The sequence below is a fragment of the Caulobacter sp. SRI_008 genome, from assembly GCF_057586355.1.
Genome location: NZ_JBYCZS010000006.1, coordinates 184615 through 200209, shown reverse-complemented (window position 1 = coordinate 200209; position 15595 = coordinate 184615). Strand labels below are relative to the sequence as shown.

Below are 15595 nucleotides of genomic sequence, written 5' to 3'. Positions count from 1 at the left end.
CACGCGCGGCGCCATCGCGCCGGGCCAGGCCGCCGACCTCGTGTTGCTCGACGGCGAGCGCAACGTCGTGCGCACCTGGATCGACGGGCGGGAATAAGAAAAGGGCGCTGGTCTCCCGACCAGCGCCCCTTCCCTGCCGCCCTCCCCCAAGGGCGGCGCGCGAAAGTCCTAAGCCCTAGAACTTGTAGCGGACGCCCAGCAGGATCTCGCGGCCGGTGTGGTGATAGACCACCGGCATGTTCTGCTCGCCGCTGAACTGGTCCTGGTACTCGTCGGTCAGGTTCACCCCTTCCAGGGTGATCTTGAACTGGTCGTTCAGGGTGTATTGCAGCGAGGCGTCGACGTTGAAGGTCTCGTTGGTGCCGTCATAGAGCACCGGCGCGGCCGTGGTGTTCTCCTGGCCCAGCACGCGTGTCAGGTACTTGTCGCGGTACGAGGCCGAGACGCGGCCGCTGAACTTGGCGTCCTCATAGTAGAGGGTGGCGTTGTAGCCGTTGCGCGACAGGCCGGTCAGGTCGCCGGTGGCGACCACGGCGCCGGTCGAGTTGACGTACTTCACGTCCGACTTGACGTAGGTGTAGTTCAGCAGGACGCCGGTGTTGGCCAGCGGGCCCGGCAGGAACTTGAACGGCTGCTGGTAATTGATCTCGAAGCCCTTGACCTTGCCGCCGTCGGTGTTGACCGGGGTCGAGAAGTTCCATTGCGCCGAGGGGCTGCAGCCGGTGGTCGTGCCGCAGGCGGCGATGGCCACGCTGTCGGGGATGCCGAACGGATTGCCGGTGAAGGTGGTCGAGGTCGTGACCGTCTGCACCAGGCTGCCGATGTCCTTCTGGAACAGGGCCAGCGAGAGCAGGGCCTGGCTCTGGAAGTACCATTCGAAGGCGATGTCGTAGGTCTTGGCGCGGAACGGGTCCAGGTTCGGGTTGCCGGCGGTGACGCTGCGGGCGGTGCCCGAGACGCTGACCGTCGAGCCCGGGGTCAGGCTGCCGAGGTCCGGACGCGACATCACCTTGGCCGCGCCAAAGCGGATCAGGAAGTTGTCGGTCGGCTCGACCACCAGGTTCAGGGCCGGCAGGGTGTCGTCATATTCGCGACCGGCCGTGATGCCGACGGGCGAGCCGCCGACATAGGTGAAGCCGCGGGCGTACTGCTTGGTCTTCACGTAGCGGACGCCGAGATTGCCGCGCACGCCGACGCCGCCGATCTCGGTGCGCAGGTCGCCCTGCAGATAGGCGCCGCGATCCTCTTCGGAAACGCCGCGGTTGTTGCCCAGCGACGGCTCGGCGCCCAGCTTGAAGGCGCCGCCATAGGCCGACTGGTCGTAGAGGCTCAGCACGCTGGCGGCCTTGGCCAGGTCCGGAATGATGGTCTGGACGCCGTTGAAGGTGGCCAGCCGGCTGAAGCTGGCCAGCGACATCGCCGCGATCGCCGCCGGGATCACCGTTTCCTGGTTGGTCGTGGTGCCGATCGTGCGGCGCAGTTCGGTGGTCTCGAACTCGTACTGCTTGAAGTTCAGGCCGCCGCTGACGCTGAGCGCGTCGTTGAGCTTGTACTCCGCCCAGGCCTGGGCCGTGTCGTAGGTGTTGACCGCCGACTGCGGGCGCAGGCGGATCTGGGTCAGCTTCCACTTGGTCGGGTCGGTCAGGGCGGCGTTGCCGTAGCTGAACTTCGGATCGCGGCTGTTGGTGTAGTCGTAGCTGTAGCCGTCGACGTTGAAGTAGTCGAAGCGCAGCGTCGTCTGGACCGGGTTCTGGTGGTCCGACTTGGAGTGGCCGACGAAGCCGTGGATCGTGAAGTTGTCGCTGATCTGGTGGTCGCCGGTCAGCGAGAACTGGGTGAACTTGGTGTCGAGCTTGTCGAAGCGGTTCTCGACGGCCAGGTCGACGTCGTCGAACGTGCCCTTGACCATCACGCCGTTCTCGATGGTGCGCGCGGTCACGTTGGTGTCGGCGATGCCGCAGCTGCTGGCGACGTTGGCGGCCGTACAGGCGCCGCCGGTGCTGAAGGACGGGGCCTCCAGATAGGTCTCCTGGCGCGTGCCCTTGAAGTCGGCGTAGAGGGCGTCGAACGACAGGGTCGTGCCTTCGAACGGTTGGAACTGCAGGGCCAGGGTGGCGCCCAGGCGTTCCTGGTCGCTCTCGAAGCGGTCGAGGCGCGGGAAGCGCGGGTGGAAGGCGGCGTTGTCGGCCAGGGCCTGGGCCGAGGGGTTGACCGTGGTCGGCAGGCCCGCGCCGTTATTGACGGCGTCGAAGCCCGGCGAGAAGGCGTTGCCCGTCGCCCAGCGCACGGTGCTGTTGCCCTCTTCGAGGATCTTGCGCTTGGTGTAGGCCACCGAGAACAGCGCCCCGAAGCGGCCGTCCTGCCAGGTGTTGGAGATCATGAAGGCGCCGCGCGGCGTGGCCTTCTCGGAGAGGTCGTTATAGCTGCCCTGCAGCGAGGCCGACATGGCGAAGCCGTTGTAGTCGAACGGCCGGGCGGTGCGCAGGTCGACCGTGGCGCCCAGCGAGCCTTCTTCCACCGACGCCTCGCCCGTCTTGCGCACGGTGATCGAGTTGAAGAGGTCGGAGGCGAAGATGTTGAAATCGAACGAGCGGCCGCGGTTGGTGCCGCCCGAGGCGTCGGCGCCGCCGGCGGTCGTCAGGGCTTCCATGCCGTTGATGCGCACGCGGGTGAAGGTGGGGCCAAGGCCCCGCACCGAGATCTGACGGCCTTCGCCGCCGTCGCGCGCCAGGGCCACGCCGGGGATGCGCTGGATGGATTCAGAGAGGTTGAGGTCGGGGAACTTGCCGATGTCCTCGGCCAGGATCGAGTCGGTGGCCGCGGCTTCCTCGCGCTTGACGTTGAGGGCCTTGGCCAGGCTGTTGCGGAAGCCGGTGACCACCACCGCCTCGACTTCGGAGTTCTCGGTCGTCGCACCGGCGTCCTGCGCCATGGCCGAGCCCGCGGCCGCCAGGGCCAAAGCCACCGCGCCGGCCGACACGCCGATCTTCAGAGCGCGCAGGCGCGCGTCATGTCCGTAAGACATCCAGTCCTCCTCCCATACGTTTCGTTGCAACGCGGTCTCACGGACCCCGTCGTGGCTTCGAAACGACCGCGCGTCCTTCCCACGCGGCCGCTCTCGGCCGTCATTATGGAAACCGGTGTCATTGGCATTTGCAACGCCCTGACACCGGTAGCAACTAACGCGTAACAAACACTGGAGGGCGTATCAAGCTGTGGGACCGGTAACAGTTGCAACGACCGACGCGAACGTGGCGCCGGCGCTACGCTAGGGTCTCATGGGGCGCTGTTTCAGCGCTGGGCGACCTTGTGCAGGCCGTCGAGCATGCCCCGGCGGTGCTCGGCCGGCAGGCTGGCGCCGACATTGCGCAGCAGGCGCAGGGCCGAAAGGTGGACATCCACCGCGTCCCAGCGCCAGGCGCCGGCCTCGGCGCAGTTGTCGACCAGGGCGCACAGCGACACCGCCGCCTCGTCGACCCCCGCGTCGGCGGCGAAGCCGGCCACGTCGATGATCTTCAGGGTCAGGGTGTAGAGCGTCTCGAAGTCCTCGCTGGCGCGGCCGGCGGCCGTGGGGCCAAAGCGCGCCTCGATGGCTTCCAGGGCCTCGTCCAGGGCAGCGAGCGAGCTGTCGCGCAGCGTCTCGACATTGGCCTCGGCCGCGGCGACCGCGTCCTTGGCCAGGATGCCGCCGCGATCCTTGATCATGGCGGCGAGGCGGTTCGGCGGCCGGAACTTGCGGACGGTCATATCTGCACCTTCGCGACCTTCATCAGGCTGTTGATCTCTTCCTGCGACATGTTCGGCTCCTGAGCGTCGCCGACCTCCCCCGCCAGGTCGTCCTTGCGTCGGCCGTCCGTCCCCGGCGGCGGCCCCTCGTGCTTGAAACGGCGATCGGGCCCGACATAGGTGTCGCACTCGATGAAGGCTCGTTCTTCCCGCGCCACCCAGAAGATCCGCTCCAGCAGCACCTTGGGCGTGATCGGCTTGGCGACGGTGAAGTTGGATCCGGCGTCGCGGTTCTTGAACACCTGCGAGGTGCGGGTGTGGCCCGTGACCAGGATCACCGGAACATAGCGGTTGGTTTCGGGCCCTTCGCGTCGGAGCCACTGGATGAATTCATAGCCGTCGACCTCGGGCATCTGCACGTCGCTGATGATCAGGTCGAAGGTGTGGATCTTGATCAGGGCCTGGGCGTCCTTGACCGATTCAGCGCGGTGCAGGGAGCGCACGCCAAAGCCGGAGACTACGCCCGACAGGATGTCCAGCGACGCGCCATTGTCGTCGAGCACCAGCACGGTGGCCCGCTCGAGATTGATCCGAGTCGATGGATTTAGCGGCTCGGGCATCGACGCCTCAGAAGAAGTCGAGTTCGCCGGCCTCGGCGCCCCAGCCCGCATGGTCCTTGTCGGAACGCAGACGGCCCACCAGGTCGGCCAGGCCCAGGCCTTCGAGCAGGGGCTCGATGGCCAGGTTCCATTCGCCGGACGCATGCTGGCCGATGCGGGCCAGCACGTCCGACAGGCCATGCAGCCGCTGGCTCAGCTCGTCGAGCGCCTGCAGGCGGGTGATGTTCTCGAGCGCCGCGCCGCCGGTGGCCAGTTCGCCGGCCACGTGTTCGCAGTCGCGGCAGATCATCGCCGCGGCCGCCAGCTCGGCCGCCAGCCGACGCGACAGCTCGCCCACCGGAAGCTGATGATCCGGGGAGACGATGATATCGGCGGCGGCGGTCGACGTGGCGGTCATGAGGTCTAGAACAGCTCCAGGTCGCCGGCGTTGGACGCGGGCTGAGGAATCGGGGCGGGACGACGCACTTCTTGCGGCGCATTGTCGACGGCCACAAGGCGTTGACGCACCCGGCCGGTGACCGGCCAGAACTCGACCCGGCGGGCCGAGACGCCGCCGACGCTGGACGACACGATCGGAATGCCTTCGTCGCGCAGGAAACGCTCGGCGAAGGCCGCGTTGCTGGCGCCGACGTCCGACAGGCTGTCGAACAGCTTGCCGCCGCCGAAGATCTTGGCTTCCAGCCGCTCGCGGCGGGCGCCCTTCTTCAGCAGGCCGTTGATCAGCAGTTCCATGGCGTAGGCGCCGTAGCGCACGGCGTCGCCGCCGCTACCGCTGCTGCGGCCGTCGCCGGCGTCGGGCAGCAGGAAGTGGTTCATGCCGCCGACGCCGGCCTGCGGATCGCGGATGCAGGCGGCGATGCACGAGCCCAGCACCGTGGTCATCACCACGTTCGGGTCGGTCGAGACATGGCTTTCGCCCTGGGTCACGTGGACCTTGGTCGCGCGCAGCTCGTCGTCGTGAGAGTAGTCGCGCCCGATCATGTCAGCTGCCCGAAAACTTGTTCGATCTTGTCGCGCAGGCCCTGCACGGTGAACGGCTTGACGCAGTAGTTGTTGACGCCGAACTGCACGGCGCGCTGGACCAGCTCGCGGTCGGCCCGGCCGGTCAGCATGACGAAGGCCGTCTGCCGGATCGGCGGGTGCGAGCGCACGGCGCGCAGCAGGGCCAGGCCATCCATCTTCGGCATGTTGAAGTCCGAGATGACCAGGTTGGCCGGCTTGGCCAGGAGGTTCTTCAGGGCCTCCTCGCCGTCGGGCGCCTCGCGGATGTCCTTGAAGCCGATCTGCTGCAGGGCGTTCCGGATCAGCGCCCGCATGGTCAGCTGATCGTCGACGACGAGAACGGAAATGGTGCTTGCTTGGGGCATGGGTCTATCGCCTCGCGGAGGCCAGATCGAGAATGGATTGGCCGATGGAGGACAGGGAAACCTGCTTCTCCACGGCCCCGAGTTCAAAGGCGGCGCGAGGCATGCCGTAGACGACGCAGCTGGCCTCGTCCTGGCCCACCGTGCGGGCGCCGGCCTGGCGCATCTGCAGCAGGCCCTGGGCGCCGTCGCGGCCCATGCCGGTCAGGATCGCGCCCACGGCCTTGTCGCCGACAGCCTGGGCCACCGAGCGGAACAGCACGTCGACCGAAGGACGGTGGCCGCTGACCGGGTCGCCGGCCGTCAGGCGGCAGCGCAGGCCGGCCGAGCGGACGACTTCCAGGTGCGTGGCGCCGCCCGGAGCGACATAGACCTTGCCGACTTCCAGCAGCGCGCCGTCGGTGGCTTCCTGCACCTTGGCCCCGCTGGCGCGGTCGAGGCGCGCGGCGAAGCTGGCGGTGAAGGTCGCCGGCATGTGCTGGGTGATGACCGTCGGCGGGCAGGTCTCGGGAAACTGGGTCAGGATCGACAGCAGGGCTTCCACCCCGCCGGTCGACGAACCGATGGCCACCACGTCGCCGGTCGGCACGTAGGCGCCGCGGCGAACCGGGGCCGGCGCGGCGTCGGCCTTGGTGCGCACCGAGGCGCGGGCCGCGGTCTTCACCTTGTCGGCGACTTCCGCCAGGGCCTCGGCGGTGCCGGTGGCCGTGGTCGGCTTGCCGACGCAATCGACGGCGCCCAGTTCCAGCGCGCGCAGGGTCATCTCGGCCCCGGCCTGGGTCAGGCTGGAGACCATGACCACCGGCATCGGCCGCAGGCGCATGATCTTCTCGAGGAACTCGATGCCGTTCATGTTCGGCATCTCGATGTCGAGGGTCACGACGTCCGGGTTCAGGGCCTTGATCATGCCCCGGGCCTCGAACGGGTCGCCGGCGGCGCCGACCACCTCGATCTCGGAGTCGCGGTTGAGGGCGGCCGTGATCAGGCCGCGCATGGTCGCCGAGTCGTCGACGACGAGGACGCGAATCTTGGCCATGCTCAGACCCCCGTCTTGCGATAGGCGGTCAGGCCGCAGCTCTCGAAGCCGCGCACATTGGCGCCGACGCGTTCGGAGTGGCCCACATAGAGCTTGCCGCCCTGCGCCAGCAGAGGCTGGAAGCGGCTCCAGACCCGCTCCTGGGTCGGTTCATCGAAATAGATCACGACATTCCGGCAGAAGATGGCGTCGAACGGCCCCTTCATCGGCCAGGACGGGCCGTTGAGGTTCAGTTCGCGGAAAGCGACCAGGCGGCGGGCGGCCTCGCAGACGCGATAGGCCCGGCGGTCATTCGAATCGCGCTCGAAGAACTGGCCCCGCTGGGCCGGCGAAATGCCTTCCAGCAGGTGTTCGTCGTAGACGGCCTGACGGCCGGTCGCGAGCACGTTGGTGTCGATGTCGGTGCCCAGGATGCGGATGTCGAGCTCGGCCGCGTTGGGCCAAACCGACAGCACCGTGAAGGCCATCGAATAGGGTTCCTGGCCCGACGAGCTTGCGGCGGACCACAGGCGCAGGCGGCGGCCGGCGCGCACCTGGTCGGCGATCGGCTCCAGGATGTTGGCGCGCAGGTCGTCGAAGTGGTGCGGCTCGCGGAAGAAGCGGGTGACGTTGGTCGTCAGGGCCCGCAGCATCTCCTGGCTCTCGTCGTGACCCTGTTCGCTGGTCACGAAGGCGCAGTATTCCTTGAACGACCGCAGGCCCAGGGCGCGCAGGCGCTTGGCCAGGCGCGAATAGACCAGCGTGGCCTTGGTGTCCGGCAGGCTGATGCCGGCCATGCCGTAGAGGATCTCGGCGATACGCTTGAAGTCCTGGGTGGTGAAGGCGAACTCGCCGTCGACCAGGGCCTCGCGCCGATCAGTGGAGGAAGGAGCGAAGGTCATCAGGCGGCCAGGGCCTCGCGCTCGGGCAGCAGGCGATCGAGCGAAATCTCGCTGATCATCCGGCCGTCGATGGAAATGATGCCGCGGATGAAGTTGCGCACCATGTCGCAAGCCAGATCCGGGGTCGGTTGAACGAGATCGTCGGTGATCGACAGGATGTCCGACACCGCGTCGACCAGCATGCCGATCATGCGGTCGCCCGCCTTGACCACGATGAACACGCTGCGGACGGTCGGCTCGACCATCGGCATGCCAAGGCGGCAGGCCAGGTCCATGATCGGCAGCACCGCGCCGCGCAGGTTGATGACGCCGCGCATGTAGCCGGGCGACTGCGGGAGCGTCGTGGCCGGGCTCCAGCCGCGGATCTCGCGGACAGCCATTATGTCCACGCAATATTCCTGGTCGCCGACCCGGAAGGAGATCAGTTCCCGGCGCTCGCCCGTGGTGATGATTTCTTCGGTCATCGGCTTACTCCGCGGCGATCAGAGTGGGTTCGACGGGGCGGGGCGGTTCGCGGCGACGCAGGCTGATCACCGCGTCGACGTCGAGGATGAGGGCCACGCGGCCGTCGCCCAGGATCGTCGCGGCGGCCACGCCGTCGACCTGCTGGTAGTTCTGCTCGAGCGACTTGATGACCACCTGGCGCTGGCCGTGGATGGCGTCGGCCACCAGGGCGGCGCGCGAGCCGTCCTCGCCCTCGACCAGCAGCACGACCCCTTCGGTAGGCGGCGGCGAGCTGTCGCGGTAGCCGAGGGTCAGGCCGACGTCGATCAGCGGCACGAAGCTGTCGCGGACGGCCAGCACGGCGCCGACCGGGCCCAGCGGGCGAACTTCTTCCGGCTTGGGACGCAGGCTCTCGACGATGGCGGCCAGCGGCACGACCAGGGTCTCGCCGGCGACGTCGACCACCATGCCGTCGAGGACGGCCAGGGTCAGCGGCAGGCTGAGGCTGAAGGTCGAGCCATGGCCCGGACGCGAGGTGATCGAGATGCGGCCGCCCAGGGCCTGCACCGAGCGCTTGACCACGTCCATGCCGACGCCGCGACCCGAGACGTCCGAGATCTTGTCGGCGGTCGAGAAGCCCGGGAGGAAGATCAGGTTGTCGATCTCCTCGTCGGTCAGCTGCAGCTCCGGCGAGATCAGGCCCTTCTTGATCGCGATCGAGTGGACGCGCTCGCGGTTGATGCCCTTGCCGTCGTCGGAGACCTCGATGACGATCCGGCCGCTGCGGTGCAGGGCGGCCAGGCGCACGACGCCTTCCGGATTCTTGCCGGCCGCCTTGCGCTCCTCGGGGCTTTCCAGCCCGTGGTCGATGGCGTTGCGCAGCATGTGGGTGATCGGGTCGGACAGACGCTCGATGACCGTCTTGTCGACCTCGGTGTTCTCGCCGTCCATCACCAGGCGGGCCTGCTTGCCCGTCATGCTGGCGACTTCGCGGACCAGGCGCGGCATGCGCTGGAACACCGACTTCACCGGCTGGGCGCGGATGGCCATGACGCTGTCCTGGATCTCGCGCGTCAGCTGTTCCAGCTCGTCGAGGCCCATGGCCAGGTTGGAGGACGGGGCGATGCCGTATTCGCCGACGCGCTGCGCCAGCATGGCCTGGTTGATGACCAGTTCGCCGACCAGGTCGATCAGGCGGTCGATGCGCTCGGGATCGACGCGGATCACCGACTGGCCCGGACCCGGGACGTCGATCTGCTGGGTCTTGGCGGCGGCGGCCGGAGCAGCAGCCGGAGCCGCGGCGACGACCGGGGCCGGAGCGGCGGGCGCGGCGACCGGGGCCGGGGCGGCCTCGACGACCGGCGCGACGGCGACCGGCTCGGGCGCGGCTTCGACCGGCGCGGCTTCGAAGGTTTCGATGACCGGAGCGGCCTCGATCACCACCGGCGCGGGGGCCGGAGCCGAACCGGCCAGCAGGGCGGCCAGGGCGTCGTCGGACGCCACGGCTTCACCGCGGGTGATTTCCAGGTCGCAGTCGCCGTCGACGAATTCGAAGACTTCGCGGATGGCGTTCTCGTCTTCGTCGGTCTCCAGGCGGACGGTCCAGGTCGCGTAGGCGGCCTCGGCGTCCAGCTGGTCCAGCGGCGGGATGGCGCTGGCGTCCAGCGTGGCCTCGATCGGGCCCAGGCGCGCCAGTTCGCGCAGCAGCAGGGCGGTCTCGTTGGCCTTGCGGTAGAGGTCCGACTTCGGACGGATCGATACCGTCCAGACGTTGCCGGCCGCGGCGGCGACGTCGGCCGCCTGCTCGTCGATGGTGATCGTCATCGGCTGGAAGTCGAAGCCGAGGTCGTCATCGTCCAGGGCGTCGTCGGCCCCGATCAGAGCCGGCGCGGCGGCTTCCACCACCGGCGCGTCCGCTTCAACCACGACCGGCGCGGCGGCGGGAGCCGGCGCGGCGTTCGGGTCGGTGCAGGCCTTCAGCTCGGCGGCCATCGAGGCGGAGACCGCCTCGTCGACGTCGCCCAGCCCGCGGGCCGAGCTGACGTGGTCGGCCAGCACGTCCGAGGCGCGCAGCAGAGTCACCACTAGGTCCGGGGTCGCAGGCACCTCGTTGGAGCGCACGGCGTCGAGCAGGGTCTCGAACACGTGGGCGAAACGGACCAACGGCTCGAGGCCGAAGGCGCCGGCGCCCCCCTTGATCGAGTGGACGGCGCGGAACACGGCGTTGACGGTGTCGCCATCGTCGTTGCCGTCCTGCATGGCCAGGAGCCCGCCTTCGAGGTCGGCGAGCAATTCCTCGCATTCCTGGAAGAAGGTGACCTTGATGGCCTCTAACTCGTCCATTCCAACGTTCCTAAAACGAGAGAGTCTTCAGTACCCGAGACGAAAAGAAGAGAGACGTCAGGCCGCGACGCGGCGGATGGCGTCGACCAGCTTCTCGGGGTTGAACGGCTTGACGATCCAGCCCGTGGCGCCGGCGCGGCGCGCGCGGTCCTTCTTGGCGGGGTCGCTTTCGGTGGTGAGCACCAGGATCGGGATGGCGCGATAGTCGTCGTCGACCCGCACCGCCTCGATGAAGCCGAAGCCGTCGAGCTTGGGCATGTTGATGTCGGTGATGATTACGTCGGGGCGATGGGCCGAAAGAACTTCCAGCCCGTGCTCGCCGTCGACAGCTTCGACGACGTTGAACCCGGCGCCGGCGAGGGCCATGCGAAGCATGTCCCGCATCGTCCGGGAATCATCGACCGTGAGGACCGTCCGCGTCACGATTGAACTCCATGGATATCCGCCGAGAGAAGCGCCCCTTCGGCGCCGAATAGACGGGTGGTTTCGACAAAGGCCTCCGAAGGGGCCCGGATAGAGAAGGACTTTCCGTCCGCCGCCCAGGCGGTCTTGGCCGCGAGCAGCACCTGCAGGCACAGGCCGCCGAGGCGCCGGACGTTGCCGGCCTCGACCTCGACCGCCTCGCCGCGGCGTTCCAGGAACGCCGCCTTGAGGGGGCCCGACGCCTTCAGATCAAGCGTCTCGGGCAGCGAAAGGACAGTCATCAAAACTCCTCCCAGCCGTCGCTGACCGGGGCGGCCGCTGCGGCGGCTCCACCACGGCCAGGCCGGGCGAAGGCGCCGAGCCGGGCGCGTTGCTCGGCGACGGGGTTGCGGGCCGGCGAGTCGACATGGACGTCGGCTTCGCGCGGGCGTTCAAAGCGTTGGGTAGAACCCTCACCCACACGGAAGCGACCGATCAGGCGCACCAGCTCCGCGGTCTCGCCCTTCAGCGAGTGCGTCGCGGCGGTCGATTCCTCGACCATGGCGGCGTTCTGTTGGGTCACCTGATCCATCTGGTTGACGGCGGTGTTCACTTCGTTGAGGCCGGTCGCCTGCTCGGCCGCCGAGGCGGCGATCTCGGTGACCAGGGCGTCGATCTCGCCGACCTTCACCACGATCCGCTGCAGGGCTTCCCCGGTCTGGCCGACCAGGCTCACCCCGGCAGAGACCTGCTGGGTCGACGACGAGATCAAGGTCTTGATCTCCTTGGCGGCCTCGGCCGAGCGCTGGGCGAGCGCGCGGACTTCCTGGGCGACGACAGCGAAACCACGTCCCGCTTCGCCCGCCCGGGCGGCCTCCACCCCGGCGTTGAGCGCCAGGAGGTTGGTCTGGAAGGCGATCTCGTCGATCACGCCGATGATCTGGCTGATCTGCTTGGAGGAGTTTTCGATTTCGCCCATCGCGGACACTGCCTGATGGACGACCTGACCGGAATGCGTCGCTTCGCCACGGGTGGTCGAAACCACGTCCGAGGCCTGGCGGGCGCCCGAGGCCGTGCGGCGCACGGTGGCGGTCAGCTCGTCGAGGGCGGCGGCGGTCTCTTCCAGGCTGGCGGCCTGTTGCTCGGTGCGGCGCGAGAGGTCGTCGGAGGCGTGGGCGATCTCGTCGGCGCCGGTGCGCAGGCCGTCGGTCGAGGCCGCGATGACCTTCACCGTGTCCTGCAGCTGGGCGATGGCGCCGTTGAAGTCGTCCTTGAGCTTGGCGTACTCGCCCGGGAAGGCGGCGGTGACGCGGAAGGTCAGGTCGCCCGAGGCCAGGCGCTCCAGGCCCTCGGCCAGCGAGCTGACGACCAGGGCGCTCTCGCGGGCGGCGGCCGCGGCGGCCTCCTCCTTGGCGCGACGCTCGTCGGCGGTCAGGGCGGCCGTCTTTTCCTGCTCGGCGCGCAGTTGATCCAGGTGCAGCTGGTTGTCGCGGAAGACCTTCAGCGAGCGGACGATGGCGCCCAGCTCGTCGCCGCGGGTCAGGCGCTCCAGGTCGATGGTGTTTTCACCCTTCGACAGCTTCTCGGTGGCGCCGGCGATGTCGCCGATCGACTTGCGGACGTTCATCACCGTCAGGAAGGCCAGCGCGGCCACCGAGGCCAGGGTGATCAGCGAGAGGATGACCGTGATGCTGATCGCGGCGGCGGCCTCGGCCTGCTTCTTGGCGGCCTGGGCGACGACGCGGGTGTTGGCCGCGGCCACCACCTGGTCCAGCTGAGTGGTCATCTTGGCGTATTGTTCTTCGAACGGCGCGATGAAGCCGACGGCCATGTTGAAATCGACGCCGATCATGCCGCTCACCGTGTCGATGGCGCTGCGGCATTCCTCGAGCGACTTGATCAGCTCGGCGATCTTCGGCTGCTCGCTGGCCGGCAGCTTGCCCTTCAGAGCCCCCAGCTCCTTCTTGACCGACTCGGTCTCGGCCAGGACAGCGGCCATGCGGGCGTCGTTCTTGTCGACGTCGATGTTGCCGGCCTTGTGGGTCATCACGGTGTAGAGTTCACCGTTGATGTTCGAGATGCGCTTGGAGAGCTTCTGGATCTCCATGTTCTGGGCCATGTCGTTCTCGACGACCTGGCGCAGCGCGGCGGACTGGCTCTTCTGGATCATGATCGCCCCGCCGGCCATCAAGGCCAGCATCACCAGGGCGAAAGCCGGTGCGAAGCCGATTTTTATGATCAACGGCAGATCGACTAGTCGAAAGCGCTTCATCTCGAGATCCCCTCCAAGCGACGGCCGTGCCCACGGACCGCCTGCAATGAGGTCGGATCATCACGATAGATTCCTAATAGTTCCTGACTTTGGTTAAGAACGATGGCCGCACCTTGTCGCACCCCCTCCCCGCCGCCGGTGCGCAGGCGCGTTTCGCGCGCGTTTTGAGTCTAGAGACGGGCAATTGCGGCGACATGGCGCCAGCCGCAAGTTGACTTGGTTATCGACAAGTAAATATCGATTATTCTTCGCTGACTCAGACTATCTTAACTCGCGGCTGCGAGAAGGTGCATGCGTCCGGTTGGCGCAACGTCCAACGGACGAAGAAAAAATACTAGGAGCAGCGGGATGAAATATCCGATCGCTATTGCCGCGGGAATCGCCGGCAGCTTTTTCGTCGCTCAGGCCGCTTCGGCCGCTGGCGGCTTCGAAGATCAAATGGGCCGTTGCCTGCAGCAATTCGCCAACACCAAGGACGCCGCCCAGGTGATGCTTGAGTGCACCGCCGACGCCGGCAAGCTCTCGGCTTGCAAGGTCGTCGACAACAGCGCGGCCGGCAAGGGCTTCGACAAGGCCGCCATGTGCATCGCTGAAAAGCTGCCGATGGGCGCCAAGACCGGCACCGTGAAGGTTCCGTTCCGCTTCCCGGGCGGCGCGTAAGACTTACGCGCCCACCCAACGGGGGTCCAAGCGCCTCCGCTGGTCCAGGCCGGCGTCTCCCAGACGGGAAACGCCACGGCCGGACCGGCGGGGGCGTTTTGCTGTTTGAACACCTGCGCCCAAAGACTAGACAACCGCCGCCCAAGAAAAAGGCCCGCCTTGCAGGGCGGGCCAGGGTCTAGGAGGGAGAACGCAACGAAGAAATATCCGGAGCGCGCTACGCTAAGCCGCGCCCGGTCACCGACAAAAACTCAGTATTCTTCCCAGTCCTGGTCGATCGCGACCGCGGTCGAGCCGCGCGAGACCGCCGCGCCGGGGCGAGACGCCACGCGGGCGGCCGCGGGCGGACGCGGCGTCGGCCGCGCGACCGGGGCCACAGCGGCCTGACGGGAGGTCTTGAAGCCGCCGATCAGGCGCGTCAGCTCGGCCGACTGGCCTTTCAGGGAATGGGTGGCGGCCGTGGTCTGCTCGACCATGGCGGCGTTCTGCTGGGTGACCTGGTCCATCTGGTTCACGGCGATGTTGACCTGGGCCAGGCCGCTGGACTGCTCCTGGGCCGAGGACGAGATCTCGCCCACCAGCCCGTCGATCTCGCCGACCTTGTCGACGATGCCCCGCAGAGCCTCGCCGGTCTGGCCGACCAGGGCGACACCGGCCTCGACCTGCTTGGACGAGGCGCCGATCAGGGTCTTGATCTCCTTGGCCGCTTCGGCCGAGCGCTGGGCCAGGGCCCGCACTTCCGAGGCCACGACCGCGAAACCCTTGCCCGCGTCGCCCGCCCGGGCCGCCTCGACGCCGGCGTTGAGCGCCAGAAGGTTGGTCTGGAAGGCGATCTCGTCGATCACCCCGATGATGTTGCTGATCTCGCGCGAGCTGGTCTCGATCTCGCCCATGGCGGCGACGGCGTCGTTGACGACCACGCCCGAACGCTCGGCCTCGGTCTTGGCGCCGGCCACCACGTCGGAGGCCTTGCGGGCCCCAGCGGCCGAACGCTTCACCGTGGCGGTGATCTCGTCGAGGGCGGCGGCGGTCTCTTCCAGGCTGGCGGCCTGCTGCTCGGTGCGGCGCGACAGGTCGTCGGCGGCGACGCCGATCTCATCGGCGCCCATGCGGATGCCGTCGCTGGCCTGGGTCACGGCTGCCATCGCCTCTTCCAGCGTCGCCACGGCGGCGTTGAAGTCGCCCTTCAGCTTCTGGAAGTCGGCGGCGACCTCGATGTCGAGGCGCGAGGCCAGGTCGCCCTCGGCCAGGCGGGCGAGGGCCTCGCCCAGAGCCTGAACCGCCACGGCCTGGCTGCGCTCGTTGGCCTGGCGCACCTCTTCGAGGCGCTTGCGCTCGTTCTCGATGGTCTCGAGATAGATCGAGATGGCGAAGTCCATGTCGAGCATCACGGCCTTGATCAGGGCCGAGACGGCGTCGCCCGCCTTGTCGGCGCCGTCGCCCTTGGCCATGAAGCCCTTGGGCCAGGCTTCCTTGATCGCCGCCCGCGCCAGATGCTCGCTGACCAGGGCGTAGCCGCCAATGTACCAGCGCGGCTCAAGGCCGATGCGGGCGTGGGTTTCGCCGATGGTGCGCACGGCCTTGACGTAGGTGTCGCTGAACTCGGCCTGGGCGATCACGCCCCAGTGCGACTTCTGGCGCGAACCGGCCGCGTCCATGTGGCGCTCGTCGCCGAAGAACTTGCGGGTCTCGGGCGTCGCCTTGACCTTGTCGTAGAAGCCGGCCAGCGCCGGGCCGATCTCTCTTTCGATGAGCGGACGCAGCGCCCGCAGAGACGCCCGGGCCCGGTCATCCAGGCCCATGAACGCGACGCGGTCACTCAGTGCGTAGTCCTGGCTCATCTGCCG

At 68.1% G+C, this 15595-nt stretch carries 14 protein-coding genes and 1 pseudogene; 1 reads left to right on the top strand and 14 read right to left on the bottom strand.

Annotated elements, in window-relative coordinates; genetic code table 11:
* Nucleotides 1–175: 175 nt before the first annotated feature.
* The 13 genes and pseudogenes from AC2YHT_RS07840 to AC2YHT_RS07780 all read right to left on the bottom strand — a co-directional run bounded on the left by AC2YHT_RS07840 (nucleotide 176) and on the right by AC2YHT_RS07780 (nucleotide 13135).
* Nucleotides 176–3025 (bottom strand): TonB-dependent receptor, encoded by a 2850-nt coding sequence (locus tag AC2YHT_RS07840; RefSeq protein ID WP_487289014.1) that lies wholly within the window; start codon nucleotides 3023–3025, stop codon nucleotides 176–178.
* Between the two features lie 266 nt (nucleotides 3026–3291).
* A complete protein-coding gene (locus tag AC2YHT_RS07835; RefSeq protein ID WP_487289013.1) occupies nucleotides 3292–3747 on the bottom strand; it encodes a chemotaxis protein CheE in 456 nt (151 codons plus the stop codon).
* Nucleotides 3744–4346, bottom strand: a complete 603-nt coding sequence (locus AC2YHT_RS07830) for a response regulator (RefSeq protein WP_110118611.1) — start codon at nucleotides 4344–4346, stop codon at nucleotides 3744–3746. Before AC2YHT_RS07830 ends, AC2YHT_RS07835 begins: the two co-directional genes overlap by 4 nt.
* A 7-nt stretch (nucleotides 4347–4353) precedes the next feature.
* On the bottom strand, nucleotides 4354–4743 hold the full coding sequence (locus tag AC2YHT_RS07825) for a chemotaxis protein CheU (protein WP_487289011.1): 390 nt from the start codon (nucleotides 4741–4743) through the stop codon (nucleotides 4354–4356).
* 5 nt (nucleotides 4744–4748) lie between these two features.
* Nucleotides 4749–5327 carry a chemotaxis protein CheD gene (locus tag AC2YHT_RS07820; RefSeq protein ID WP_110118613.1) on the bottom strand — a complete coding sequence of 193 codons (579 nt, stop codon included), beginning with the start codon at nucleotides 5325–5327 and terminating at the stop codon, nucleotides 4749–4751.
* Nucleotides 5324–5713, bottom strand: a complete 390-nt coding sequence (locus AC2YHT_RS07815) for a response regulator (RefSeq protein WP_007675655.1) — start codon at nucleotides 5711–5713, stop codon at nucleotides 5324–5326. The genes AC2YHT_RS07820 and AC2YHT_RS07815 overlap by 4 nt, the downstream gene beginning before the upstream one ends.
* 4 nt (nucleotides 5714–5717) lie before the next feature.
* Entirely contained in the window at nucleotides 5718–6746 is a 1029-nt protein-coding gene (locus AC2YHT_RS07810; protein ID WP_487289009.1) for a protein-glutamate methylesterase/protein-glutamine glutaminase, read from the bottom strand.
* Nucleotides 6747–6748: 2 nt separating this feature from the next.
* On the bottom strand, nucleotides 6749–7627 hold the full coding sequence (locus tag AC2YHT_RS07805; protein WP_487289007.1) for a CheR family methyltransferase: 879 nt from the start codon (nucleotides 7625–7627) through the stop codon (nucleotides 6749–6751).
* Nucleotides 7627–8091 carry a chemotaxis protein CheW gene (locus AC2YHT_RS07800; protein WP_110118616.1) on the bottom strand — a complete coding sequence of 155 codons (465 nt, stop codon included), beginning with the start codon at nucleotides 8089–8091 and terminating at the stop codon, nucleotides 7627–7629. Before AC2YHT_RS07800 ends, AC2YHT_RS07805 begins: the two co-directional genes overlap by 1 nt.
* A gap of 4 nt (nucleotides 8092–8095) precedes the next feature.
* A complete protein-coding gene (locus AC2YHT_RS07795) occupies nucleotides 8096–10414 on the bottom strand; it encodes a chemotaxis protein CheA (protein WP_487289005.1) in 2319 nt (772 codons plus the stop codon).
* Nucleotides 10415–10471: 57 nt separating this feature from the next.
* The gene (locus AC2YHT_RS07790; protein WP_058347355.1) at nucleotides 10472–10837 is read right to left on the bottom strand and encodes a response regulator; all 366 of its coding nucleotides are present in this window, start codon (nucleotides 10835–10837) and stop codon (nucleotides 10472–10474) included.
* Nucleotides 10834–11118: an STAS domain-containing protein gene (locus AC2YHT_RS07785; RefSeq protein WP_370443997.1), complete on the bottom strand. Its 285-nt coding sequence runs from the start codon at nucleotides 11116–11118 to the stop codon at nucleotides 10834–10836. The genes AC2YHT_RS07790 and AC2YHT_RS07785 overlap by 4 nt, the downstream gene beginning before the upstream one ends.
* Nucleotides 11118–13135, bottom strand: a pseudogene (locus AC2YHT_RS07780) (methyl-accepting chemotaxis protein). Before AC2YHT_RS07780 ends, AC2YHT_RS07785 begins: the two are co-directional and overlap by 1 nt.
* 301 nt (nucleotides 13136–13436) lie before the next feature.
* Between AC2YHT_RS07780 and AC2YHT_RS07775 the strand changes: the two are divergent.
* On the top strand, nucleotides 13437–13748 hold the full coding sequence (locus tag AC2YHT_RS07775; protein WP_110118619.1) for a hypothetical protein: 312 nt from the start codon (nucleotides 13437–13439) through the stop codon (nucleotides 13746–13748).
* A gap of 251 nt (nucleotides 13749–13999) precedes the next feature.
* Here AC2YHT_RS07775 and AC2YHT_RS07770 read toward each other — a convergent pair whose 3' ends face one another.
* A complete protein-coding gene (locus tag AC2YHT_RS07770; protein WP_487289003.1) occupies nucleotides 14000–15589 on the bottom strand; it encodes a methyl-accepting chemotaxis protein in 1590 nt (529 codons plus the stop codon).
* Nucleotides 15590–15595: the final 6 nt, after the last annotated feature.

Coding starts and splice junctions, on each gene's coding strand:
- AC2YHT_RS07815 (WP_007675655.1), bottom strand. CDS start 5,713: ATGCCCCAAGCAAGCACCATTTCCGTTCTCGTCGTCGACGATCAGCTG.
- AC2YHT_RS07835 (WP_487289013.1), bottom strand. CDS start 3,747: ATGACCGTCCGCAAGTTCCGGCCGCCGAACCGCCTCGCCGCCATGATC.
- AC2YHT_RS07770 (WP_487289003.1), bottom strand. CDS start 15,589: ATGAGCCAGGACTACGCACTGAGTGACCGCGTCGCGTTCATGGGCCTG.
- AC2YHT_RS07840 (WP_487289014.1), bottom strand. CDS start 3,025: ATGTCTTACGGACATGACGCGCGCCTGCGCGCTCTGAAGATCGGCGTG.
- AC2YHT_RS07775 (WP_110118619.1), top strand. CDS start 13,437: ATGAAATATCCGATCGCTATTGCCGCGGGAATCGCCGGCAGCTTTTTC.
- AC2YHT_RS07825 (WP_487289011.1), bottom strand. CDS start 4,743: ATGACCGCCACGTCGACCGCCGCCGCCGATATCATCGTCTCCCCGGAT.
- AC2YHT_RS07820 (WP_110118613.1), bottom strand. CDS start 5,327: ATGATCGGGCGCGACTACTCTCACGACGACGAGCTGCGCGCGACCAAG.
- AC2YHT_RS07810 (WP_487289009.1), bottom strand. CDS start 6,746: ATGGCCAAGATTCGCGTCCTCGTCGTCGACGACTCGGCGACCATGCGC.
- AC2YHT_RS07785 (WP_370443997.1), bottom strand. CDS start 11,118: ATGACTGTCCTTTCGCTGCCCGAGACGCTTGATCTGAAGGCGTCGGGC.
- AC2YHT_RS07805 (WP_487289007.1), bottom strand. CDS start 7,627: ATGACCTTCGCTCCTTCCTCCACTGATCGGCGCGAGGCCCTGGTCGAC.
- AC2YHT_RS07795 (WP_487289005.1), bottom strand. CDS start 10,414: ATGGACGAGTTAGAGGCCATCAAGGTCACCTTCTTCCAGGAATGCGAG.
- AC2YHT_RS07800 (WP_110118616.1), bottom strand. CDS start 8,091: ATGACCGAAGAAATCATCACCACGGGCGAGCGCCGGGAACTGATCTCC.
- AC2YHT_RS07830 (WP_110118611.1), bottom strand. CDS start 4,346: ATGCCCGAGCCGCTAAATCCATCGACTCGGATCAATCTCGAGCGGGCC.